General features: G+C 48.7%; 19 protein-coding genes. 6 read left to right on the top strand and 13 right to left on the bottom strand.

Annotated elements, in window-relative coordinates:
* Nucleotides 1–65: 65 nt before the first annotated feature.
* Nucleotides 66–1,154, top strand: a complete 1,089-nt coding sequence (locus tag DWY63_RS01970; RefSeq protein ID WP_117801021.1) for a ribonuclease H-like domain-containing protein — start codon at nt 66–68, stop codon at nt 1,152–1,154.
* A gap of 64 nt (nt 1,155–1,218) precedes the next feature.
* Here the strand turns inward: DWY63_RS01970 and DWY63_RS01965 are convergent, their stop codons facing one another.
* From DWY63_RS01965 to DWY63_RS01915, 11 genes are all read right to left on the bottom strand, one after another.
* Nucleotides 1,219–2,295: a putative ABC transporter permease gene (locus DWY63_RS01965; RefSeq protein ID WP_117801018.1), complete on the bottom strand. Its 1,077-nt coding sequence runs from the start codon at nt 2,293–2,295 to the stop codon at nt 1,219–1,221.
* Nucleotides 2,296–2,442: 147 nt separating this feature from the next.
* On the bottom strand, nt 2,443–4,344 hold the full coding sequence (locus DWY63_RS01960; RefSeq protein WP_117509002.1) for a bifunctional 4-hydroxy-3-methylbut-2-enyl diphosphate reductase/30S ribosomal protein S1: 1,902 nt from the start codon (nt 4,342–4,344) through the stop codon (nt 2,443–2,445).
* 32 nt (nt 4,345–4,376) lie between these two features.
* On the bottom strand, nt 4,377–5,042 hold the full coding sequence (gene cmk, locus DWY63_RS01955; RefSeq protein ID WP_022462337.1) for a (d)CMP kinase: 666 nt from the start codon (nt 5,040–5,042) through the stop codon (nt 4,377–4,379).
* Nucleotides 5,043–5,086: 44 nt separating this feature from the next.
* Entirely contained in the window at nt 5,087–6,334 is a 1,248-nt protein-coding gene (locus tag DWY63_RS01950) for an NAD(P)/FAD-dependent oxidoreductase (RefSeq protein WP_117509003.1), read from the bottom strand.
* A complete protein-coding gene (locus DWY63_RS01945) occupies nt 6,331–7,305 on the bottom strand; it encodes a MurR/RpiR family transcriptional regulator (protein WP_117509159.1) in 975 nt (324 codons plus the stop codon). Before DWY63_RS01945 ends, DWY63_RS01950 begins: the two co-directional genes overlap by 4 nt.
* Before the next feature lie 230 nt (nt 7,306–7,535).
* The gene (locus DWY63_RS01940; RefSeq protein ID WP_022462334.1) at nt 7,536–8,945 is read right to left on the bottom strand and encodes an oxaloacetate decarboxylase subunit alpha; all 1,410 of its coding nucleotides are present in this window, start codon (nt 8,943–8,945) and stop codon (nt 7,536–7,538) included.
* Between the two features lie 49 nt (nt 8,946–8,994).
* On the bottom strand, nt 8,995–10,146 hold the full coding sequence (locus tag DWY63_RS01935) for a sodium ion-translocating decarboxylase subunit beta (RefSeq protein WP_022462333.1): 1,152 nt from the start codon (nt 10,144–10,146) through the stop codon (nt 8,995–8,997).
* 33 nt (nt 10,147–10,179) lie between these two features.
* On the bottom strand, nt 10,180–10,557 hold the full coding sequence (locus DWY63_RS01930; protein WP_117509004.1) for a biotin/lipoyl-containing protein: 378 nt from the start codon (nt 10,555–10,557) through the stop codon (nt 10,180–10,182).
* A gap of 14 nt (nt 10,558–10,571) precedes the next feature.
* Nucleotides 10,572–11,345, bottom strand: coding sequence for an OadG family protein (locus tag DWY63_RS01925; protein ID WP_117509005.1), 774 nt, complete (start codon nt 11,343–11,345; stop codon nt 10,572–10,574).
* 15 nt (nt 11,346–11,360) lie between these two features.
* Nucleotides 11,361–12,794: an acyl-CoA carboxylase subunit beta gene (locus DWY63_RS01920; protein ID WP_022462330.1), complete on the bottom strand. Its 1,434-nt coding sequence runs from the start codon at nt 12,792–12,794 to the stop codon at nt 11,361–11,363.
* A 270-nt stretch (nt 12,795–13,064) separates the two neighbouring features.
* Nucleotides 13,065–14,288: a 6-phosphofructokinase gene (locus DWY63_RS01915; protein WP_055226388.1), complete on the bottom strand. Its 1,224-nt coding sequence runs from the start codon at nt 14,286–14,288 to the stop codon at nt 13,065–13,067.
* Nucleotides 14,289–14,556: 268 nt separating this feature from the next.
* Here DWY63_RS01915 and DWY63_RS01910 point away from each other — a divergent pair, with 268 nt between their 5' ends.
* Nucleotides 14,557–15,939, top strand: coding sequence for an MATE family efflux transporter (locus DWY63_RS01910; RefSeq protein WP_055226390.1), 1,383 nt, complete (start codon nt 14,557–14,559; stop codon nt 15,937–15,939).
* Here the strand turns inward: DWY63_RS01910 and DWY63_RS01905 are convergent.
* A complete protein-coding gene (locus DWY63_RS01905; RefSeq protein WP_226906314.1) occupies nt 15,924–17,159 on the bottom strand; it encodes a D-alanyl-D-alanine carboxypeptidase family protein in 1,236 nt (411 codons plus the stop codon). The two genes, DWY63_RS01910 and DWY63_RS01905, sit on opposite strands and share 16 nt — an antisense overlap.
* Nucleotides 17,160–17,437: 278 nt before the next feature.
* On the opposite strand from DWY63_RS01905, the gene DWY63_RS01900 reads away from it, so the two are divergent.
* The 4 genes from DWY63_RS01900 to DWY63_RS01885 all read left to right on the top strand — a co-directional run bounded on the left by DWY63_RS01900 (nt 17,438) and on the right by DWY63_RS01885 (nt 21,835).
* Entirely contained in the window at nt 17,438–17,977 is a 540-nt protein-coding gene (locus DWY63_RS01900) for a cupin domain-containing protein (protein ID WP_055226534.1), read from the top strand.
* A gap of 72 nt (nt 17,978–18,049) precedes the next feature.
* Nucleotides 18,050–19,123, top strand: a complete 1,074-nt coding sequence (locus DWY63_RS01895; RefSeq protein ID WP_117509007.1) for an ABC transporter ATP-binding protein — start codon at nt 18,050–18,052, stop codon at nt 19,121–19,123.
* The gene (locus tag DWY63_RS01890; protein WP_055218051.1) at nt 19,095–19,937 is read left to right on the top strand and encodes an ABC transporter permease; all 843 of its coding nucleotides are present in this window, start codon (nt 19,095–19,097) and stop codon (nt 19,935–19,937) included. The genes DWY63_RS01895 and DWY63_RS01890 overlap by 29 nt, the downstream gene beginning before the upstream one ends.
* A gap of 23 nt (nt 19,938–19,960) precedes the next feature.
* Nucleotides 19,961–21,835: an extracellular solute-binding protein gene (locus tag DWY63_RS01885; RefSeq protein ID WP_442857748.1), complete on the top strand. Its 1,875-nt coding sequence runs from the start codon at nt 19,961–19,963 to the stop codon at nt 21,833–21,835.
* Between the two features lie 99 nt (nt 21,836–21,934).
* On the opposite strand, the gene DWY63_RS01880 is transcribed toward DWY63_RS01885, so the two are convergent.
* Nucleotides 21,935–22,723, bottom strand: a complete 789-nt coding sequence (locus DWY63_RS01880) for a zinc dependent phospholipase C family protein (protein ID WP_055226396.1) — start codon at nt 22,721–22,723, stop codon at nt 21,935–21,937.
* Between the last annotated feature and the right edge of the window lie 33 nt (nt 22,724–22,756).

Below are 22,756 nucleotides of genomic sequence, written 5' to 3'. Positions count from 1 at the left end.
CAGATTTTTTCGTCTTATAATATCTTTAGATTCAAAAAAGTTTTTCAAAGGAGACAAAAAACCTTATGCAGATCATAGATTCTACCCCCGCTGCTCTCTCTGCCAATCTTCAGATGTATCTGAGAAACGGCGATGTCTTTTTCGATATTGAGACGACCGGCCTTTCCTGGCGTACCTCGCATCTCTATCTGATTGGTGCGCTGTTCTTTGACCCGGCCGCGGATGCTTTCACACTGCGCCAGTGGTTTCTTGATCGACCGACCGAAGAAAAAGAGATGCTTGTCTCTTTTTTCACGTTTCTTTCCGACGTGAAGCAGCTGGTGCATTTTAATGGAACGACATTTGATCTTCCTTACCTCACACACAAAGCACTGTTTTATCAGATGGAAGATCCGCTTTCGTCAATCGCATCCCTGGATCTTTATCAGGCACTCCGCCCGTTTCAGTCAATCCTGGGACTTTCTTCAATGAAACAGAAAAATGTGGAACAGTATCTCTCATTCCCACGGAAGGATCAACTTAACGGAAAACAGTTGATTTCTGTTTACCACGACTATCTTCAGACACTGGATGAAAAGAAACTGGAACTGCTTTTCCTTCACAATTATGAGGATGTCCTCGGCATGGGTTCTGTTCTGGAACTGCTCGCGCTTCCTGCCCTGTTTCACGGCGATTTTTCTGTCCAGTCGTGTCGTTTTACCGGACAGACACTGGAAGTTTCACTGCAGCCCGAGCGGGAAGTTCCGGTTTTCCTCTCCCGTGTCTGCGCGGATGGTTCTCTTACAGCCTTTGGTTCACGGGTTTCTCTCTCCCTGCAGACGCATACGGCGGAGCTGAAATATTTCTTCCCGGACTATAAGAATTACTATTATCTTCCGCTGGAGGATCAGGCTGTTCACAAGAGCGTTGGCGCGTTTGTCGATCCGGAACACCGTCAGAAAGCAAAGGCTGCCAACTGCTATCAGCGGCGGACCGGTACATTTCTTCCGCAGCAGAAAGAGTTTTTCACCCCGGCCTTCCGCGAGGATTTCAAAAGCCGCCCTTACTATTTTGAGTGGTCCGATGCCTTTCTTTCGCAGGAAAATCTCCTGAAAGAGTATCTCTGTTCCGAGCTTCAGCTCTTTTTCAAATACGATAGCAAAACCAGAAAATAAAACAGCCGTACACGTTTTTGCATGCACGGCCGTTTTTCCGGGACTGTCCTTTCCAAGCAGTCCTTTATTTTTTCTCTTCTTTCTCTTCTACCTTTTTTTCTTCCTTTTTCAGAGAAGCATGATGCGTTCCCTGCAGATGCGGATAGGCGCGCAGATAACGTTTCGTTGTCAGGCGCATCAGCCAGTTGGTCGGAAGCTGCGGTTTTGTCATCTGGTCAAAGCGCTCCAGCAGCTCTTTAAGATCCGGCATCTTATCGCTGCGCACATCAAATCCAAGTGCCGCAAACCGTTCTTTCTGCTCTGCTCCGAACTCGGTCAGGCGTTCCTTCTGCTCTGCTCCGAACTCCATCAGGCGGTTCTTCGACTCGGAAAGCGGATTTCTTCTTCCCTCGGCTTCTTTCCGCTCCTTCTCCAGCTTCTGCATCTGCTCCATTGCCTCAGACAGTGTCTGGCGTTTCTCGGCCAGATATTCTTTCATCTTATCTCTGGAATACTCTGCACGATACTGCTGTACTTTCGCATTCATCTCCTCGGCAAGCTGGTTAAAGCGGGATTTCTGCAGATATTTCATAAATTCTCCCCACGTTTTCTCCAGACTGCGCATCTTCTGTCCCAGCTGGAATGCTGCGGCTGCGGAAAATCCAAAATCTACCAGATAGCAGACGGTAACAACGGAAACAATGATCTCTCCTGTAGTATCCGAAACAAGATTCACTACTTTCACGGCAATCGGCTGCAGAATATAGAACAGCCCCAGTGTAAAGAATCCCCAGGCAATCGAACTGCTGAGGCAGATCTTTCCCTGAAAATTAAACTTCTGATTGCTGTAGTCCCACCAGTGCGCATGAAAAATGGTCTCCATCAGCACGCCGGTTACATATTCCAGAACCGTCGCTACAATGACACCTCCGAAATACAGTGCCCAGACGTTCGCTTCAAACGGGCGCAGGATCAAGTATACCATAACAGCGCCGGTGCCGTACAGTGTCAGCAGCGGACCATTGACAAAACCGCGGTTGACCAGTTTTTTCTGCCGGATCGATACATAGGAACTCTCCCAGATCCATCCGCAGAAGCTGTACAGCCAGAACCATGCTAGAACGTGGTACAGATCCACACCCAGAATCTTCGTCTCCCACATAAACTTTCATCCCCTTTTTCTTTTCTGGTGCCAAAAACAGGATGATAAGAAAATACCGCAGGCAACAGGTTTCCTGTCTGTTCAGGAAACCCGGTTGTCTACGGCATTCTAATCATCCAACTGCAGCACCTGCAAGTTAAATTATTCTTACTCTTCTACTGGCTCTTCGTTTTCCAGAGCTTTCATGCTCAGAGAGATTTTTTTGTCTTCCTCGTTGAAATCAACTACTTTTGCAGTGATTTCCTGTCCGATTTTCAGTGCATCAGACGGTTTCTCAACGTGCTCTCTGGAGATCTGGGAAACATGAAGCAGAGCATCTACGCCCGGCTCAAGCTCAACGAATGCACCAAAGTCAGTCATACGGGCAACACAGCCTTCTACTACGTTGCCTACAGCGTATTTGTCAGCAGCGTTCAGCCACGGATTCTCTTCCGGGAATTTTAAGGAAAGAGCGATCTTGTCGCCGTTGATGTCTTTGATCAGAACTTTTACAGTCTCACCAACTTTGAATACTTTTTTCGGGTTCTCTACGCGGCCCCAGGACATCTCAGAGATGTGAAGCAGTCCGTCAGCTCCGCCCAGATCGATGAATGCGCCGAAATCGGTAACATTCTTAACAGTTCCCTCTACAACATCGCCAACTGCAATGCGTGCGAACAGTTCTTCCTGCAGTTTCTTCTTCTCAGCAACGATGAGCTGTTTGCGGTCACCGATGATGCGTCTTCTTCTCGGGTTGAACTCGGTAATAACGAATTCAATTTCCTGATCTGCATATTTAGACAGATCTTTTTCATATACATCAGATACAAGGCTGGCCGGAATGAATACTCTGGTCTCCTCAACAACTACGGATAATCCTCCGTTCAGTACCTGTGTTACTTTTGCTTTCAGAACTTCATGATTCTCGAATGCTTCCTCGAGTCTCTTGTTGCCTTTTTCAGCAGCAAGTCTCTTGTAAGTAAGAAGGACCTGTCCCTCTCCATCATTTACTTTCAGAACTTTGACTTCCATTTTGTCACCTGGCTGTGCAACGGTGTGAAGATCGATGGAAGAATCGTTGGAATATTCGTTTTTGGTAAGAATACCATCGGCTTTGTATCCGATATTCAGGATAATCTGATCGTCTTTGACATCGATTACAGTACCCTCAACGACTTCTCCGTTTCTGATTGTTTTAAATGATTCATCCAGCATTTGTTCAAAACTCATTTCTGACATTTTTTGAACCTCCTCAATTATTTTATTCGGGGTGGATGCCCCAGCTGTAATACCTACGCGACCAAATGATTGAAAAGGCTTAGATTCCAAATCAACGAGTGTCTCTATAAAGTAAGTATTTTTACATTCTTCTTTACATATCTCATACAGCTTTTGCGTGTTTGAACTATGTCTGCCTCCCACGACAAACATGGCATCAACCTTCCTGGCAATTGCTCTCGCTTCCGTCTGTCTTTCCTCGGTAGCGTTGCAGATAGTCTTTAAAACAGTACTATCATAACTCTTTTTCAAAAAAATTTCAACTAAATCTTTAAATTTGTTGTAATTAAATGTCGTCTGTGCCACAATAGATATTGGTTTTCCATTTTCGGGCACAAAACTTTCCGCTTCTTCGGCGGTATGCATCACGGTAACCGGGCCGCTCGCCCATCCCATGATGCCCTGTACCTCCGGATGATCCGCGCTTCCGATGATGACGACGTGGCGGCCTTTTCTGCCCTCCTCGTCCACAATCCGGTGGATCTTCTTGACAAACGGGCACGTCGCATCTACAATCTTCATGCCGCGCGCTTCGATCTTTTCACAGACATCCCGCGACACGCCATGCGACCTGATCACAACGGTTCCGCCGGAAAGCCCCTCTAGTTCATCTTCCGAATGGATCACCTGCACGCCGCGGTTTTCGAGATCCTCCACAACCTGTTCGTTGTGAATAATCGGCCCGAAGGTGTAGACCGGCTTTTCACCGCTCTCAATTTCACGGTATACCGTATCGACCGCCCGTTTGACGCCGAAGCAGAAGCCTGCACTTTTTGCAACAGTTACTTCCATCTGTTTTTCTTCTCCTCTTTTCTCTGCCGCGTTTACATACGCTCGCGGGCAAGGCTTAAGATCTTTTCCACAACCTCATCGATCGTCATTTCAGAGCTGTCAACGAGTACGGCGTCTTCTGCCTGTACCAGCGGGGAATGCTCTCTGTGCATGTCCTGATAATCACGCTCATTGATATCTTCCTCGATTTTCGCAAGATCGGCTGTCTGTCCCTTTTCGGTCAGCTCTTTCCAGCGGCGCAGTGCGCGGACATGGGCACTTGCTGTCAGATAGACTTTCAACGGTGCGTTCGGCAGAACGGCAGTTCCGATATCGCGGCCGTCCATCACAAGATCCGTATTCTCCGCCATCTCCTGCTGCAGCTCCACGAGTTTTTTCCGTACTTCCAGATAGGCGCTTGTCGCGGATGCCATCTTTCCAGCCTCCTCGGTGCGCAGTCTTCCGGTGACATTGACGCCGTTTAAATAAACCTGCTGCTCTCCGTTTTCGTAGGAAATGGAAATTTTCACATCTTTGCAGGCTGCCTCAATTTTTTCCTGCTCTTCCGGTGCAATGCCAAGATCTGAAAAATAGATGCCCATGGCACGGTACATTGCTCCTGTATCAACGTAGACAAACGAAAGCTCCTTTGCCACACGTTTTGCGATTGTACTTTTGCCAGCGCCTGCCGGTCCGTCAATTGCAAGATTAAATCTCATCTTCTCTCTTCCTCCTGAAAATTCTAAAATCTGTGATCCATATTTTATTCCTGTTCTTCCTTTGCCCGGATCTCTTCGGCTGCAGCGTGGGCACTTGCCCAGGCAATCTGCAGATTGAAGCCGCCGGTCAGTGCATCGAGATCGAGCACTTCTCCTACGAAGTACAGACCTTCTTTTTTCTTTGCCTCCATCGTGCCCGGACGGATCTCTTTCACGGAAACACCACCCTGTGTGATAATTGCTTCACGGAAACCCCGTGTTCCGGTTACTGTAAACGGGAAATGCGTGATCAGCTCTTCAAAGTGCTGACGCTCCGCTTTCGATACGGCATTGACCTGTTTGTACGGGTCGATCCCGCCAAGAGAGAGCATCACCGGAAGCAGTTTCGCCGGGAACAGACTGTTGATCACGTTGCGGAACTGTTTGTTCCGGTTTTCCTCAAATTCACGCAGGATCCGCGCATCCAGCTGTTCTTCCGTGAGTGCCGGCTTCAGGTTCAGATATCCTTTCAGCGGCTGCTGTTCCAGTGCTTTTCCGATGTAGGAGCTCGCAGAAAGCCCCAGCGGGCCGGAAATTCCGAAATGTGTAAACAGCATCTCGCCGAATCCATCGAACAGCGTCTTTTTGCCGTTTTTAATCGTCATCGTCACATTTTTCAGGGAGAGTCCCTGCAGCTCACGGATGTACGCTTCCTCTGTTTCCAGCGGCACCAGCGCCGGGCGGAGCGGAGTGACGGCAAGTCCTGCCTTTTCTGCGAAACGGTAGCCGTCTCCATCCGATCCCGTCGTCTGGTACGACATACCGCCGGTTGCGACAACGACATCATTGTAAAAAAGCTCTTTCCCGTTTTCCAGGCGGATTCCTTTCACGCGGTCTCCTTCGAAAAGAAGCTCTTTTACTTTTGTATTCTTATGCACCTGCACATTTTTCCGTTTCAGTTCCGTCTCCAGCGCGCGGATAATATCCGAGGAGTGATCTGACTCCGGGAAGACACGGTTTCCGCGCTCCACTTTTAAGCGGACACCTGCCGCTTCGAAAAACTCCTGCACCTGGGCGCTGTCAAAGCTGTAGGCGGAGCTGTACAGAAATTTCGGGTTTGTCACCACATTCGTGAAGAACTCTTCTGTCGGGCAGTCGTTTGTCACATTGCAGCGGCCCTTTCCTGTGATAAACAGCTTCTTTCCCAGCTTTTCATTTTTTTCATAGAGATGAATCTCTGTCTTTTCGCCGGCGGCAAGCACGGCGGTCATCATTCCGGCGGCGCCTCCGCCGATTACTGCTGCTTTTCTCATGCTTTCTCCTTTACCGGCAGAGCTGCCTTTTTTCCGCCCATGGGACGTGCATCGTCCAGCCCGTTGATTTCATCGTTGCTGTAAACCTGGTACTCATCCCACAGTTTTTCCATGCTCTCAAGTGTCTTTTTCACATCCGCCTGGCGTTTCATGCAGAGCGCCACGACAAGCGCATTGATTACACTCAAAGGGGCCACCAGAGAATCAACGATCGATGCCATATCGCTCTTGGCAATCAGCGTACAGGCTGCATAAACATTCATCGGTGAATGCACACTGTCTGTGATCGTAATCACCTTCGCTTTGCGGCTGTTCGCAAATTCCAGTGCCTTCATCGTACGCATCGAATACCGCGGGAAGCTGATGCCGATCACCACATCATCCTCCGTGATGCGGATCATCTGCTCGAAAATCTCGCTGGAACTGTTTGTCTGTACCTGGCGCACATCCGGGAAAATCATATGGAAATAGAACGCCAGAAAGCTCGCAAGCGGCGCGCAGCTCCGAATGCCGACAATGTAAATTGTCCGCGCAGAAAGAATCGTATCCGCAGCGCGCTCAAAGGCGCTCCGGTCCACTTCTTCCAGCGTCATCTTGATTTTTTCAATATCCGACTGCAGGACGGTCTCCAGAATTTCTCCCTGCGGCACGCGGCCATACGTAAACTGCATCCGCTGCACTGAATTCAGACGATTCATCACCATCTCCTCCAGTGCGCGCTGGAACTCCGGATATCCCGCGTAGCCAAGCTGCATCGCAAAGCGAACCGTTGTCGATTCGCTGACGCCGACCTGCTGTCCCAGGCGCGCTGCCGTCATCGATACGGCCTGGTCATAATGTGCCGTAATAAAATCTGCCAGCCTCTTCTGTCCTTTGCTCAACTTTCCGTAATTTTGATTCAGACGAATGAGGAGATTCTCGTTCGCTGCCTTCTGCTCTTCTGAAGAAGACTGTTCTTTTTCTTTTTTCATGTTATTTTCTTCCTGATTTGTTTTTCCGATCTGCAAATGCCGTTCGGCATCCACATTTTTTCTTTTGGGAGCATCCTGATTCTTTTTCGGACACACCTCGATCTTTTGAATTATAACACGAATAAATTACTGACGCAATGGCTGAAAAGCTGAAAAGGAAAGCCGGTGTTCTGCATTCCCTTTTTACAGGGAACACAGAACACCGGCTGATTTTTTTACTCAGATTTTATTTAGACCGGATATGCGCCGTCTTTTTTGTCAGCGGCTGCCGGATCTACTTTTGTCTGCTGCGCTTCACGATATTTGAAGAAGTCTACAGCTACCTGCGGGAACAGAGCGTAGGTTAATACATCCTCATCCTGCTGTTTCCACTGCTCGATCTCTTTCTCCAGTTTCGGAAGCTCCGGCTCAAGCAGGTCTGCGTAGCGGCAGGTGATCGGCTCGGTATCGCCGATGCATTTCTTCTGTACTTCCGGATTGAACGGTTTTACAGTTGCACCGTATTTTCCGGCAAGAACGTCTTTTGTCTCTTTCGTTACCATCTTGTAACGCTCGCCCATCAGGACATTGAATACAGCCTGGGTACCAACGATCTGGGAAGACGGAGTAACCAGCGGGCACTCGCCGAGGTCTTTTCTTACGCGCGGTACTTCTTCGAGTACATCGTAGTATTTGTCCTCTGCGTGCTGCTCTTTTAACTGGCTTGTCAGGTTGGAGAGCATACCGCCCGGTACCTGATACAGAAGAGTCTTGATATTTACGCCAAGGTTCTTCGGATTTAAGAGGCCTGTATCGAGCGCTTCGTCTCTCATCGGACGGAAGTAATCTGCGATCTCAGCCAGTTTGTTCTGATCCAGACCAGTATCGTATGGAGTGCCTTTGAAGGTTTCAACCATAACCTCAGTTGCCGGCTGTGAAGTACCCATAGCGAATGGAGACATTGCGGTATCGATGATATCAACACCAGCCTCTACTGCTTTCAGGTACGTCATGGATGCAACACCGGAAGTATAGTGGGTGTGCAGCTGAATCGGAAGATCGGTTGCTTCTTTCAGCGCGGTTACCAGCTCAGTTGCCTTGTACGGAACGAGCAGGCCTGCCATATCTTTAATACAGATGGAATCTGCACCCATCTCTTCGATTCTCTTTGCCATGGTGGTCCAGTAATCCAGGGTGTAAGCATCTCCTAAAGTATAGGAAAGTGCTACCTGTGCGTGGCCTTTTTCTTTGTTTGCTGCGCTGACAGCGGTCTGCAGGTTGCGCAGATCGTTCATACAGTCAAAAATACGGATGATGTCGATTCCGTTTGCAATGGATTTCTGTACGAAATACTCTACTACGTCGTCTGCGTACGGACGATATCCCAAGATATTCTGTCCACGGAACAGCATCTGCAGTTTTGTATTTTTGAATCCGTCACGGAGTTTTCTCAGTCTCATCCATGGATCTTCATGCAGAAAACGTAAGGAAGCATCGAAAGTTGCACCTCCCCAACACTCTACTGCGTGATATCCGACTTTATCCATTTTATCGATGATCGGAAGCATCTGTTCTGTTGTCATTCTCGTCGCGATCAGGGACTGATGTGCATCACGCAGAACAGTTTCCATAATCTTGACAGGTTTCTTTTCTACTGCCATTTCTATCCTCCTAAATGAAGTGTTTTTCACTTGTGTTTGTCTCAAGAAGTTATACACCGAAGATCGCCATGAAGGTACCGGCCGCTACGGCTGTACCGATAACACCGGCTACATTCGGTCCCATTGCATGCATCAGCAGGAAGTTCGTCGGATCTGCCTCCGCACCGACTTTCTGGGATACACGGGCTGCCATAGGTACCGCAGATACACCTGCAGAACCGATCAGCGGGTTGATTCTTCCGTGGGTTGCCTTGCACAGTACCTTTCCTAACAGGACACCGCCTGCGGTACCGAATACGAATGCGATCAGACCCAGGGCAACGATCTTTAAGGTGCTGACATTTAAGAATGCCTCAGCACTTGTGGATGCACCAACGGAAGTACCAAGAAGGATAACTACGATGTACATCATGGCATTGGAAGCTGTCTCCTGGAGCTGTTTTACAACGCCGCACTCACGGAACAGGTTACCAAGCATCAGCATACCTACCAGCGGAGCGGTAGATGGAAGGATCATGCAGACAACGATGGTGATAACAATCGGGAACAGGATCTTCTCGAGTTTGGATACGGAACGAAGCTGCTCCATTTTGATTTTACGCTCTTTCTCTGTAGTCAGAAGCTTCATGACCGGCGGCTGGATGATCGGCACCAGTGACATATAAGAATATGCTGCTACTGCGATCGGTCCCATCAGGTGCTGCTGTCCGAGCTTGTTCAGAAGGAAGATAGAAGTCGGGCCGTCGGCACCGCCGATGATGGAGATAGCTGCTGCCTCTCTTCCATTGAATCCCATGAAAATAGCGAAAAAGTACGCCAGATAGATACCAAGCTGTGCTGCAGCTCCCATGATGAAGCTGATCGGGTTTGCAATCAGCGGACCGAAGTCTGTCATCGCACCTACACCCATGAAGATCAGGGATGGAAGGATACTCCACTCGTCCAGAGTAAAGAAATAGTAGAACAGACCGCCCGCATGCTCAAGACCCTGTACGTCGGTATAAGGCTCAGCCATGATGTCCGGGTAAATGTTTACAAGCAGCATACCGAATGCGATCGGTACAAGAAGCAACGGCTCAAATTCATGCTTAATCGCAAGATACAAGAAGAAGCAAGCCACTGCGATCATAACGTAATTGCCCCAGTCCAGATTAAAAAACGCCGTCTGGTGAAGCAGGTTGTTTAAAGTTTCAGTAATCATTTTTTCACCTCCGGTTTTTTCTTACAACGGGCATTAGTTCATGGTTGCAAGAACGTCACCGGATTCTACTGCATCGCCTACTGCTACATTGATGGTTGCTACTGTGCCATCCTGCGGTGCTACAACCGGGATTTCCATCTTCATGGCTTCCAGTACAAGAACAGCATCTCCTGCTTTTACAGCGGTGCCTGCTGCTGCTTCGATTTTGCAGATTTTACCAGGTACAGAAGCAGTAACCTCTACGCTGCCTGCTGCGCCTGCCGGAGCTGCTGCTTTCGGTGCTGCCGGTGCTGCTTTTGGTGCCGGAGCTGCTTTTGCTGCGCTGACAACTGGAGCTGCGCCTGCTGTGGTTCCTTCTTCTACAGTTACGTTATATACATTTCCGTTTACGGTAATGGTGTAGTTTTTCATTGAAAATTTCCTCCTTAAGCTCTTTTGCCTTTTCTGCGGATCGGACGTGCAACATAAGCATCTCCGGATGCAGAAGCCATATCTTCTTCATACATGGCGATTGCAGCTGTAATAACAGCCTGCAGCTCCATATCGTCTGCTTGCGGTGCTGTCTCTTCAACAACCGGTGCTGCGACAGCCTTCGGTGCTTCCTGTACAGGTGCTGCCGGTGCTTTTTTCTTCTTCTTGTCTCCCAAAATGTAATCAAACGAAGAAATAACGAAAATCAGGAAAATCAGCATAACAAATACGGTACCGATTCCGATGATGGTGTTCATGCCGGCCTGGCCGATCAGAACGCCCTTTGACTCCTCAACGGTGATGGTGAGGTCGGTCGGAACTGGTGTTCCGGTGCTGATGTTCCAGAATACGCGGACAATACCAGGATTTTTTTCAAATTCACCCGGAATTGTGCAGGTTACAAAATCTCCGTCTACTTCGAGAGTACCGTCTTCCAGGCTTTTTACCTCTCCGAGGTCAGCCTTTGCCTCTTCCCATGCCTCAGCTGCTCTTGCATAGAACTGCTGGTCGGAAGCTTCCATATTGGCAAGATCGTCATCGCTGTAGGTCATCAGGCTCTGTCCTACCCACTGAACACTGGAGGAGAGCAGAGAATCTACCGTAGATGCCTCAACCGGTGAATAAGCCGGTGTAGATGCCGCATCCGCAAAAACAGGAGCTACGGTCACAACCATGGTGCAGGCTGCGGTAAGGACGAGACTTACTAATTTTTTCCAGTTCTTTCTCATCGTATGCCACCTTCCTTAGACTGTTCCGTGTTTTCTGTCCGGTCTGTCTTCTCTCTTGGTATACAGCATCTCGAATGCGCCGATAACATATTTTCTGGTGTCTTCCGGCTCGATGATGGTGTCCACATAGCCTCTTCTGGCTGCGGAAGTTACATTGTTCTGAAGGGTTGCATATTCAGCTGCTTTCTCGTTGATGGTAGCAGCGTCAGATCCTTCGTACATGATCTTTGCTGCAGATTTTGCATCCATCATTCCGATTTCTGCGTTCGGCCATGCAAATACCATGTCTGCTCCGATGGATTTGCTGTTCATGACAACGTATGCGCTTCCGTATGCTTTGCCGACAACAACGTTTACTTTCGGAACGGTTGCGTTTGCGAAAGCTGCGGTCAGGGCTGCTGCGTTCTTAGCCATGGTTCTCTCAGAGCATTTGGTTGCCTTGAATCCGGTTACGTTTGTGATGGTAAGTACCGGGATGCAGAAAGCATCGCAGAAGTTTACGAAATCTGCTGCTTTTTTGGCTCCTCTTGCGCTTAAGGTTCCATCCATTTTCTCTTTTACAGTTCCGTCCTCGCCGTAGATTTCAGAGCGGTTTGCAACTGCTCCTACGGTTGCTCCGTTTAACTGGATGAATGCGGTTACAACATCTTTTCCGTAAGCGGCTTTGGTCTCAAAATAGATGCCGTTGTCGCTGAGCTGGGAAAGAAGGATTCCGGTATCGCCTGCGCAGTTTGCAAGGTCTGCACATGCACGGTTCAGATCATCCTCGCACTCGGTGTATGCTTCGTCCTCGTTGTTTGCCGGAAGCATAGATACCAGGTTTCTGATCTGTCCGAGGATTTCTTCCTCGGTTCCAGCAAAGTCAACAAGACCTGCTTCTTCGCCCTGGAAATCTGCGGATGCGGTATCACATTTGGATACGTGGTTTCCGTCCAGTGCGTTCGGGGAGTTTACGAAAAGTTTTCCGTTTTTAGACTCCATGAACGTGAAGTCTGTCATAGCCGGGATGAGTGCCATACCGCCGCCGCAGGTACCAAATACTGCTGTGATCTGTGGAATCACGCCGGATGCCATTGCCTGCGCCATATAGATTTCGCCGAAACCGTTCAGAGCATCAGTTGCCTCCTGCAGACGCATACCGGCACAGTCTACCAGTCCGATGACCGGAGCACCTGTTTTCTGTGCAAACTCATACAGTCTCGCGATTTTTTTTGCATGCATTTCGCCGATGGTACCGCCCATCACAGACGCATCCTGGCTGTATACGTATACCAGGCTGCCGTTGATCACACCGTAACCAGTAATTACACCATCGGATGGTGTCTCCATGCCGGCCATGTTGAAATCTGTGCTTCTGGCAGTAACCTGTCCGCCGATTTCCACAAAGCTGTTTTCATCCAGCAAAGAGGCGATTCTTGTGCTCGCTAAACTTTGTGCTGTGTTACTCATTCTTCAAACCTCCATCTTTCTATTTTCATTATAAAATTTTAAACAAATTTTATACAAGTCTATCATATCTGTTTTTTCGTTTTTTTTCAATACTTTTTCTCACCTTTTTGACAGAAAATAGACAGAAAAATTTCAGATTTTTCCTATTATAAATGGAAGGTCAAACTTGATTTTTCCCGGCCTTTCCTTTTTCAAAAAGTCCTGTTTTCTTTCCGCATCGTACAAAAAAGCCGCCCGGCGGCGGCTTTTCTTACACGTTTTTCCTTCGGTTTAATATAGTTCAATGTGAACCGGAATTCCATTCTCATACTGCATCGCCGGTTCGCCAAGAATCAGCGGACGAAGATACGCCATCATCTCCTCGGTCACATCATGACCATCTTCTGTAATCCAGGAAAGCGGCACTTTCTTTTCTTTATTTGCCACTTCCGATACCGGAACGGAGGTATACTCCACGCGGTAAGGATCCGCGGAGATTCTTCGGATCGATGCCATCTGTCCTCCCTGTTTTTCCAGTGCACACTGGCAGGCTTTCATGCCGAGCATACGGGACTCCTCAAGATCAGTCGCACTCGCAAGATGAGCCGCGCACCGCTGCATCAGGTTCAGTTCAATCGATCTTACCTTACAGCCGATACGGTCACGCACCAGCTCTTCGAGTACTTTTGCAGAACCTGCAATGTAGCTGTGCCCAAACTGATCCTGTGCATCGCTCTGCACCTGCTCAGAAACATAGCGGCCCTCGCTGTCATGGATGCCCTCGCTGATTGCAACCAGAACACTGTCCTTCTGTTCCAGTTTTTCCTGCACATCCTTTAAAAACTGTTCGGTGTCAAAGACCGGCTCGCAAAGATAGATCAGGCTCGGCCCTTCTCCGCCGTTGACACGGGACAGTGCAGACGCTGCCGTCAGCCATCCTGCGTTTCTTCCCATGACCTCCACGATGGTCACAGCCTTCTTTTCATATACATGGCAGTCTCTCTCCAGCTCTGCAAAGGTTGCTGCCAGATATTTTGCCGCAGATCCAAAGCCCGGGCAGTGATCCGTTTCGACAAGATCATTGTCAATCGTCTTTGGCGCCCCGACAACAAACACATCGTCCACACCGTTTTCTTTGCAGTACTTTGACATCTTGTCTACGGTATCCATCGAATCATTTCCGCCGATATAAATAAAATAACGGATCTCATGTCTGCGAAAAATTTGAAGTATTTCTTCAAAATCCTCCTTGTTTTCTTCCGGATCGCCCAGTTTATAACGACAGGAGCCAAGCGCTGCTGCCGGGGTCTGCATCAGAAGAGAGATTTTTTCTGCTGAATCCAGTTTTTTTCCAAGATCAAGAAATTTTTCTGCAAGCACGCCTTCAATTCCATTTACCGCACCATAAATATGATCTACTTTTCCGGACAGTACAGCACAGGAAACAACTCCTGCCACCGTTGCATTGATCGCCGCGGTCGGTCCGCCAGACTGCGCTACTAACAGATTTCGCATATGATTTTCCTCCATCTATTCCCACTACTTTCTAAAAGTTTTTCACGAAATCACTTTCGCTTCGTCCTATAGCGTACCATATTTTTTTTCTTCCGTACACCCTGTTTTGCGTTTCCGGGAAAAGCCTGTAGACTTTCACAACGGATTGCAAAGTTTTTCGTTTTTTTCTTGCAGGATTGCCCTTAAAAAGCTATAATAGAAGCAATGTCCACGAAAAGGACGCAGAAAAATATACGTTTCATCAACAAAAAAACTGGAGGTTTTTTTCATGCAGACCAAGCAAGATGGCCGTCTCGGCACCGAAAAAATCGGGAAACTGATGCTCGAACTGGCCCTTCCCTCTGTCCTCGCACAGATTGTAAATGTACTATATAACATTGTAGACCGCATTTATATCGGCCGGATTCCTGATGTTGGTTCCCTGGCACTGACCGGTGTCGGCGTCACGTTTCCGATTATCACAATCATCTCCGCCTTTGCCGGATTCGCAAGTGGAGGCGGTGCTCCTCTTGCCGCCATCGCACTCGGACAGAAAAACCGGGACCGCGCAGAAAAAATTCTTGGAAGCTCCACTTCCCTGCTGCTCTTTTTCTCCGTGTGTCTGATGGCGTTTTTCTTTTTCTTTCAGACACCGCTTCTGTACCTCTTTGGTGCAAGCAGCAACACAATCCGATACGCTTCCACGTATATTTCCATTTATCTTGTCGGAACCGTATTTGTCGAGCTGGCTGTCGGATTGAATACTTTTATCAGCTGTCAGGGACACGCACGCACGGCCATGTGCTCCGTTCTCATTGGCGCTGTTATCAACATTGGTCTTGACCCGGTTTTCATCTTCGTTCTTCATATGGGTGTTTCCGGGGCCGCACTTGCTACCATTCTCTCCCAGGCTTTAAGTGCTGCATGGGTTCTTCGGTTTCTTACCTCAAAAAAATCAGGTGTCCGCCTTTCTCTTCGCACCATGAAACCGGATTTTTCCATTTTAGGCTCTGTCATGGCACTCGGCATCTCACCATTTATCATGTCTGCAACGGAAAGTGCCATCACAATCGTCATGAACCACGGGCTACAGACGTACGGCGGCGACCTCTATGTCGGCTCGATGACAATTCTCCAGTCGGTGCTGCAGCTGATTTTCGTACCGGTCAACGGCTTTACGAACGGTGTACAGCCGATCATCAGCTACAACTTTGGTGCAGGCCAGTTTGACCGTGTCCGCCAGACAATCCGGCGCATGATCGCCATTACTTTTACTGCCGCTTTCGTCTACGTTGTATTCGCAATGCTTCGTCCGGCTCTTTTTGCCGGTCTTTTCACGACTGACCCGGAACTGATTGTCATCGTAGAGAAGGTACTTCCGGTTTACATTGCCGGCATGGCAATTTTCGGACTGCAGAGCGGCGTACAGAGTTCCTTCCTCGGTCTTGGCCAGGCGAAGATTTCTCTTTTTATTGCACTGCTTCGAAAAGTCATCCTTCTGATTCCGCTTGCACTCATTCTGCCGCATTTCTTCGGTGTCATGGGCGTTTACTATGCAGAACCGATCGCTGATGTATGTTCTGTTATCACTGCCGTTACGCTGTTTCTCTGCAATATCCGGAAAATTCTTTCAACGGAAACACTTGCAAAAGTAACTCATACCGAAGAGTGACAAAAGAGGCGCTCTGCGACCTTTTCCATGCACCACCCATAATCAATTTTCTCGATCGTTTCGGCTGCATAGACGGGATATTCCGCGAGAAGAATCCCGTCGATCGAATACGTAACCGAACCGACCTTTTCTCCTTTCTTTACCGGGGCTTTCAAAAGCTCCGGTAAAAAAATGTCTTTTTCCGGTATTTCTGTCTCTTTCAGAAGAGCGGGAAGCGAGCGCGCCGGATCAAGCGCCGGACTTGTAAGGGTAAGGCGGGCGCTGCTTTTTACCTGCAGCATCCCGTCGTAAACACCGTCTGCTACTTCAATCTGCCCTGGGTTCCAGCTATGGTCCAGCACGTCACGATACATATACGATTCCAGCCCGTAGTTTAAAAGCTTTGCGGCATCCGCCCATTTATAGTTTTTATGGCTGGGCCATCCGCATGCAAGCAACGACACAATCAGACGCTTTCCATCCCGCTCCAGCGCACCGGTATAACAGTAACCGGCTTTTGCCGTGAAGCCGGTTTTTCCCGAAACAGCTCCATCCATCTGATCCAGCAGTGCGTTGTGATTATAGCAGTTGAACATGTTTTTCTTTTCCAGATCCCAGAAGGTATAGGACCGCGTCTGCGTCACTGCGAGAAACTGGGCGGCTTTCGGTGAAATCCAGACACAGTATCGCATGATCCGTGCCAGATCAGCTGCTGTCGTGTGGTGATCTCCGCCTGCGTCAGAAGCATCGAGACCGTTCGGCGTCACAAAATGCGTATCCGTACAGCCGATTGCTGCGGCTTTTTCATTCATAAGCGATGCAAATTCCTCTACACTTCCGCCGATGGTCTCTGCAATCATTACCGCCGCGTCGTTATGCGATTCCAGCATCAGGGAATACAGAAGATCGCCAAGCAGAAACTGTTCTCCCTCCCGCACACCGAGATGTACTTTCGGCGCTGCGGCTGCTTTAGCCGATGCAGTTGCGACCGTCTGCTCTTGTCCGTTTTCCAGTGCCAGAATGCATGTCATGATTTTCGTTGTGCTCGCCATTGCCATAGGATCTGTCTCGCGTTTTCCGAACAGCACACGGCCGGTATCGCCATCCATCAGGCATGCCGCCGTTGCAAACAGCTGATTCGGCTCGCTCTCCTGCTCTGTCGCAGTCACGGACACACTTCCCAAAAACAGAAGCAGGATTCCCAGGAAAAAACCTGTCTTGTTTCTTCTTTTTCTGTTCAAAATCAGATCCCCCTTGTGTTTTTTCTCTTTAAAAATGGAAAAGCCGGACGCTCTTTTGGGACCGGCTTTTTGTCTGCTTCTTCTTCATTATATGAGGTTTCCTGCAAAATCATGGTAAAATTTCACAAAGTTATTGACACTGCGATCCATATCATGTATAATTCCCCGTGTTTGTATAGAATTACTAAACTTTTTGTTTATTTTTACTGAGATTTCCTGAGAATCCGTATTCAGCAAAAGGATCCCGGGAAAGACTTTGGATGCAGAAAGGATTTTTTATGGAAATCGGAAAAAAAATCAGGGAACTGCGGATGTGGAAAGGGCTGACGCAGGAGGAACTGGCAGATCGGAGCGAGCTGTCAAAGGGATTTATTTCCCAGCTTGAAAACGATGTGACCTCTCCCTCGATCGCCACGCTGGTTGATGTTCTTACCTGCCTTGGAACGGATCTAAAAACGTTTTTCGGCGAAGAGCAGGACAATCAGGTTGTCTTTTGCGAAGAAGATTACTTTGTAAAGACCGCTGAAGCGCAGGGCAACGAGATCGCATGGATCGTTCCGAATGCACAGAAAAACAGGATGGAGCCAATCCGGCTGACGCTGCAAAGCGGCGCGTGCACCGAGATTGATTCACCGCATGAAGGCGAGGAATTCGGCTATGTACTTTCCGGCCGTATTCTCCTTCATCTTGGAGATGAATGCCACAAAGTGAAGAAAGGGGAAAGCTTCTACTATCCCGCTTCCTGTAATCACTATCTGGAAAATCCGGGTAAAACACCGGCCATCATTCTCTGGGTCAGTTCACCGCCTTATTTTTAGATTTTTTACACCGCGTGATTTTCACGAGAAACGGTGTTCCAAATTTCACAACCCGAAAGGAGCATATTACACATGAGTACCAAATTACTTGATCTGGTCAACATCACAAAATCGTACGACGGAGTTACCATTCTGGATGATCTGAATCTTTATATCCGTGAAAACGAATTTCTTACCCTCCTTGGCCCGAGCGGCTGCGGAAAAACAACCACATTACGTATCCTCGGCGGTTTTGAGACACCGGATGCCGGAAAGGTTTTATTTAACGGACAGGATATCACCCAGCTTCCGCCGAACAAACGCCAGTTAAATACGGTGTTCCAGAAATATGCTCTTTTCACGCATATGACAATTGCGGAAAACATTGCTTTCGGGCTGAAAATCAAAGGAAAATCCAAAGCATATATCGATGACAAAATCAAATACGCATTAAAACTTGTTAACCTTGAGGGTTACGAAAACCGCTCCCCGGCGCTTCTCTCCGGCGGCCAGCAGCAGCGAATCGCCATTGCGCGCGCGATTGTCAACGAACCAAAAGTTCTGCTTCTGGATGAGCCGCTCGGCGCACTTGACTTAAAGCTCCGTCAGGATATGCAGTACGAGTTGATCCGTCTGAAAAACGAGCTTGGTATCACCTTTGTCTATGTCACCCATGATCAGGAAGAGGCGCTTACTATGTCGGACACGATTGTTGTCATGAACCAGGGTTATATCCAGCAGATCGGCACACCGGAAGACATCTACAATGAGCCGCAGAACGCATTCGTTGCAGACTTCATCGGTGACAGCAACATTCTCGACGGCATCATGATTGAGGACCGTCTCGTCGAGATTCTCGGTGCGAAGTTCGAGTGCGTTGATGTCGGATTCGGCAAAAACAAACCGATCGACGTTGTGATCCGCCCGGAGGATATTGATCTTGTGAAGCCGGAGGAAGGTACCATCCGCGGACGTGTCACCCATCTGATTTTCAAAGGTGTTCACTATGAGATGGAGGTTACGGTGAACGGCTTTGAGCTTCTCGTTCACTCTACCGATCTGTTCCCGGTCGGACAGGAAGTCGGCATTCACGTCGATCCGTTCGATATCCAGATTATGAACAAACCGGAATCCGAAGATGAGGAGGCGGCAGCCATTGAAGAGTAATAAATTAAAGAAATGGCTGGCAGCACCGTATGCCGTCTGGGCTGCCGGTTTCATCATCATCCCGCTGATCCTGATTCTCTACTATGCGTTCACCGGGGAAGAAGGCGGCTTTACCCTTTCGAATTTCGCCTACGTTGCGACGAAGGAAAACATCAAGGCACTCGGCCTGGCGCTGTGGCTGTCGCTTCTTAGCACCGCGCTCTGTCTTTTGCTTGCCTATCCGCTTGCCATGATTCTGGCAAACCGGAATGTCAATCAGACCAGCTTTATTGTGCTGATCTTCATTCTCCCGATGTGGATGAATTTTCTGCTCCGTACGCTTGCATGGCAGACACTGCTTGAGAAAAACGGCGTCATCAACAGCATCCTCGCGTTTTTCCATCTGCCCGGCATTTCTATCATCAATACACCGGGAGCGATCATTCTCGGTATGGTGTACAACTTCCTGCCGTTTATGGTTCTGCCGATCTACAATGTTCTGATTAAGATCGACCGTGATGTCATCAACGCAGCAAGGGACCTCGGAGCAAACAGTGTGCAGACGTTTCTGAAAGTAACGCTGCCGCTCACCACGCCGGGTATCGTAAGCGGTATTACCATGGTATTCATCCCGGCGCTTACAACCTTTGTTATTTCCGACCTGCTCGGCGGAAGCAAGATCCTTCTGATCGGAAACGTCATCGAGCAGGAGTTCAAACAGACCAACAACTGGAATGCCGGAAGTGCACTCTCCACAGTCCTGATGATCTTCATCATCCTGTCGATGGTTCTGATGAACAAATACGATAAAGACGGGGAGGGAACGGCATTTTGAGAAAGAAACTGGAAAAAATTTACATGGCACTCATTTTTATTCTTCTGTATGCGCCGATTGTCACCCTTGTGGTGCTCTCCTTTAATGATTCAAAAACGCGTGCCAAATGGGGCGGCTTTACCCTGCACTGGTACCGCTCACTGTTTGCCAATACAGAGATCATGAATGCGCTGTATACGACACTGATCATCGCGCTTCTTGCCTCTGCGATTGCGACTGTGCTGGGAACGCTTGCGTGCATCGGCATCAACAGCATGTCGAAAAAGAGCCGGACGGTTTTCATGGGCATCACCAATATTCCGATGCTGAACGGTGAGATCGTCATGGGTATCTCGTTGATGCTGCTCTTTATCATCTGCCGCATTCAGCTTGGATTCGGTACCATTCTGATGGCACATATTACGTTCAATGTTCCTTACGTTATCTTGAGCGTTATGCCGAAATTAAAGCAGACGAACAAATCGACGTACGAGGCAGCTCTCGATCTTGGTGCCTCTCCGCTGTATGCATTCTGGAAAGTTATCTTCCCGGACATCATGCCAGGCGTTGTTTCGGGCTTTCTGCTCTCCTTTACGATGTCCCTCGATGATTTCGTTATCACCTACTTTACCAAGGGACCGGGCGTTGATACGCTCTCCACAAAGATTTATGCCGAAGTCCGCAAGGGAATCAAGCCGGAGATGTACTCGCTCTCCACGATTCTTTTTGTTACCGTACTGCTTCTGCTGCTCCTTGTGAATGTGAATCCTTCTCCGAAGGAAGAAAAAGAGGAGGCAAAAGAGCGCGAGGCTATGGCGAAGAAGGGCATCCGTTTCCGCATCACGAAACGTGTGGTCTTCCGCCGGATTCTTCCGATCGCCATGGTGCTTGTCATCGGCGGCGGCGGTATTTACTACGGAAGCCAGAATGCTTCAGCCGGCGGCTCCCAGCAGCTGATTGTGTACAACTGGGGCGAATATATGGATTCTGATGTCATCGATATCTTTGAGGAAGAAACCGGTATCCACGTTGTTTACGAGGAGTATGAGACGAACGAAATCATGTATCCGAAGATCAAATCCGGTGCGATTTCCTACGATCTTGTCTGCCCGTCCGACTATATGATTCAGAAGATGATCCAGAACGATCTGCTGCAGCCGATCAACTTTGACCATATTCCGAACGCTTCCAACATTGGAGATATGTACTACGAGACTTCCGAGCAGTTCGACCCGGGCAATCTCTACTCGATCCCGTACTGCTGGGGAACAGTTGGTATTCTGTACAACAAAAAAATGGTAACCGAGCCGATCGACTCCTGGTCTGTTCTGTGGGATACCAATTACCGCGACAGCATTCTGATGCAGGACAGCGTGCGCGATGCGTTTGCTGTTGCTTTAAAGGATCTGGGATACTCCTTAAACTCCACCAATATCAAGGAGCTGACGGAGGCGAAAGATCTGCTTGTGACACAAAAACCTCTCGTGCAGGCGTACGTTGTGGATCAGGTGCGTGACAAGATGATCGGAAATGAGGCGGCTATCGGCGTTATTTACTCCGGTGAAGCTATCTACACGAAGCGTGAAAACCCGGATCTGGAATACGTTGTTCCAAAAGAAGGCTCTAACGTCTGGATCGATTCCTGGTGCATTCCAAAAGATGCGCAGCATGTCGAGAACGCAGAGAAATTCCTGAATTTCCTCTGCCGGCCGGACATCGCACTGAAAAACTTTGAGTATATTACCTACTCTACGCCGAATGATGCGGCGCGTGAACTGATTGAGGATGACGATATCCGAAACAGTGAAATCGCCTTCCCGGATGAGGAAACGCTTGCACGGTGCGAAACCTTTACGTATCTTGGCGATGATGCCGATGAGGTTTACAACCAGCTGTGGCGTGAAGTAAAATCAAATTAAAGATCTGCTTTCGGACAAAAAAAGATCCCGGTCAGGAATTCTTAGGAAAGATTCCTGCCGGGATTTTTCTATTCTTACTGTTGCTCTCAAAAGTCTGTTTTAATCAAAATTGTGGTCAAAGCGCGGAGAAAGCGTTCCGTTTCCATGGAGCACTTCATCCAGCTTTACAAGCTCCTGCGGCGCCTCTGCAAGCGCTCTTTCGTACAGGTGGACAAGATTCCGTGTGCCCGCTTCGCATTCCTTCTGAGGCCTTCCAGGCATCACACGGCCGCCCATCGAATCATAGCAGCCGACCAGTTTCATCGCTCCAAGAAGAAGGCTTCTTACCGCACTGCTGCGGCAGATCGTGATTCTCGTCCAGAGCTTCATGCCCTTCAGGCATTCGACAATTTCTGTTTCCCCGATTTCCGGAAAACAGCGGTGGATGACCTTGTTGCCGTCGGTGTGCGGGCAGATCGGCGATGCCGGACGGTATACGAGCGGATCGAGGCCGTCCTCCAGCATGAAGTACTGGTCAAGGCTCGTCTCAATCTTTGCATGGGAAATTCCAGTGTGATCCACAAATTTCCCGATATACGGATGACACGTCGAATCGAGAAGGTAATGGCAGGCAAAGCCTAACAGATACGCTTCCATCGCCTCTGACGGGCTCTGCTGATACTTTTTCACCTCATCCTCGAACAGAACGGAAGCCGTCTGCTCATGCAGAAGCGTTCCGTAATCAGACACACGGTTTTTCGAGAACGGATGGTAATAAAAGAAGATATCCGGCCCGTGCAGTCCGATCAGATACAATTTTTTGTTTTCTCGAATGATCTTTTTCAAATTTGCCGGAAGCTGTTCATAGACTTCTCTTCCGAACCTGTCGTGTGCGTACGTAGTAGGCATATCGGTATCTCCCTTCTTTTTTCTCCTGCCGGA

The organism is Blautia sp. AF26-2 (genome assembly GCF_003460955.1).
In the GTDB taxonomy this organism is placed as follows: Bacteria; Bacillota; Clostridia; order Lachnospirales; family Lachnospiraceae; genus Fusicatenibacter; species Fusicatenibacter saccharivorans.
The sequence above is the reverse complement of the archived record's forward strand: the minus strand, read 5'-3'. Positions and strand labels throughout refer to the sequence as shown.

Coding starts and splice junctions, on each gene's coding strand:
- DWY63_RS01935 (WP_022462333.1), bottom strand. CDS start 10,146: ATGATTACTGAAACTTTAAACAACCTGCTTCACCAGACGGCGTTTTTT.
- DWY63_RS01910 (WP_055226390.1), top strand. CDS start 14,557: ATGCAGACCAAGCAAGATGGCCGTCTCGGCACCGAAAAAATCGGGAAA.
- DWY63_RS01900 (WP_055226534.1), top strand. CDS start 17,438: ATGGAAATCGGAAAAAAAATCAGGGAACTGCGGATGTGGAAAGGGCTG.
- cmk (WP_022462337.1), bottom strand. CDS start 5,042: ATGAGATTTAATCTTGCAATTGACGGACCGGCAGGCGCTGGCAAAAGT.
- DWY63_RS01915 (WP_055226388.1), bottom strand. CDS start 14,288: ATGCGAAATCTGTTAGTAGCGCAGTCTGGCGGACCGACCGCGGCGATC.
- DWY63_RS01940 (WP_022462334.1), bottom strand. CDS start 8,945: ATGGCAGTAGAAAAGAAACCTGTCAAGATTATGGAAACTGTTCTGCGT.
- DWY63_RS01895 (WP_117509007.1), top strand. CDS start 18,050: ATGAGTACCAAATTACTTGATCTGGTCAACATCACAAAATCGTACGAC.
- DWY63_RS01965 (WP_117801018.1), bottom strand. CDS start 2,295: ATGTGGGAGACGAAGATTCTGGGTGTGGATCTGTACCACGTTCTAGCA.
- DWY63_RS01950 (WP_117509003.1), bottom strand. CDS start 6,334: ATGAGAAAAGCAGCAGTAATCGGCGGAGGCGCCGCCGGAATGATGACC.
- DWY63_RS01960 (WP_117509002.1), bottom strand. CDS start 4,344: ATGGAAGTAACTGTTGCAAAAAGTGCAGGCTTCTGCTTCGGCGTCAAA.
- DWY63_RS01880 (WP_055226396.1), bottom strand. CDS start 22,723: ATGCCTACTACGTACGCACACGACAGGTTCGGAAGAGAAGTCTATGAA.
- DWY63_RS01930 (WP_117509004.1), bottom strand. CDS start 10,557: ATGAAAAACTACACCATTACCGTAAACGGAAATGTATATAACGTAACT.
- DWY63_RS01920 (WP_022462330.1), bottom strand. CDS start 12,794: ATGAGTAACACAGCACAAAGTTTAGCGAGCACAAGAATCGCCTCTTTG.
- DWY63_RS01970 (WP_117801021.1), top strand. CDS start 66: ATGCAGATCATAGATTCTACCCCCGCTGCTCTCTCTGCCAATCTTCAG.
- DWY63_RS01885 (WP_442857748.1), top strand. CDS start 19,961: ATGGCACTCATTTTTATTCTTCTGTATGCGCCGATTGTCACCCTTGTG.
- DWY63_RS01890 (WP_055218051.1), top strand. CDS start 19,095: ATGAGGAGGCGGCAGCCATTGAAGAGTAATAAATTAAAGAAATGGCTG.
- DWY63_RS01925 (WP_117509005.1), bottom strand. CDS start 11,345: ATGAGAAAGAACTGGAAAAAATTAGTAAGTCTCGTCCTTACCGCAGCC.
- DWY63_RS01945 (WP_117509159.1), bottom strand. CDS start 7,305: ATGAAAAAAGAAAAAGAACAGTCTTCTTCAGAAGAGCAGAAGGCAGCG.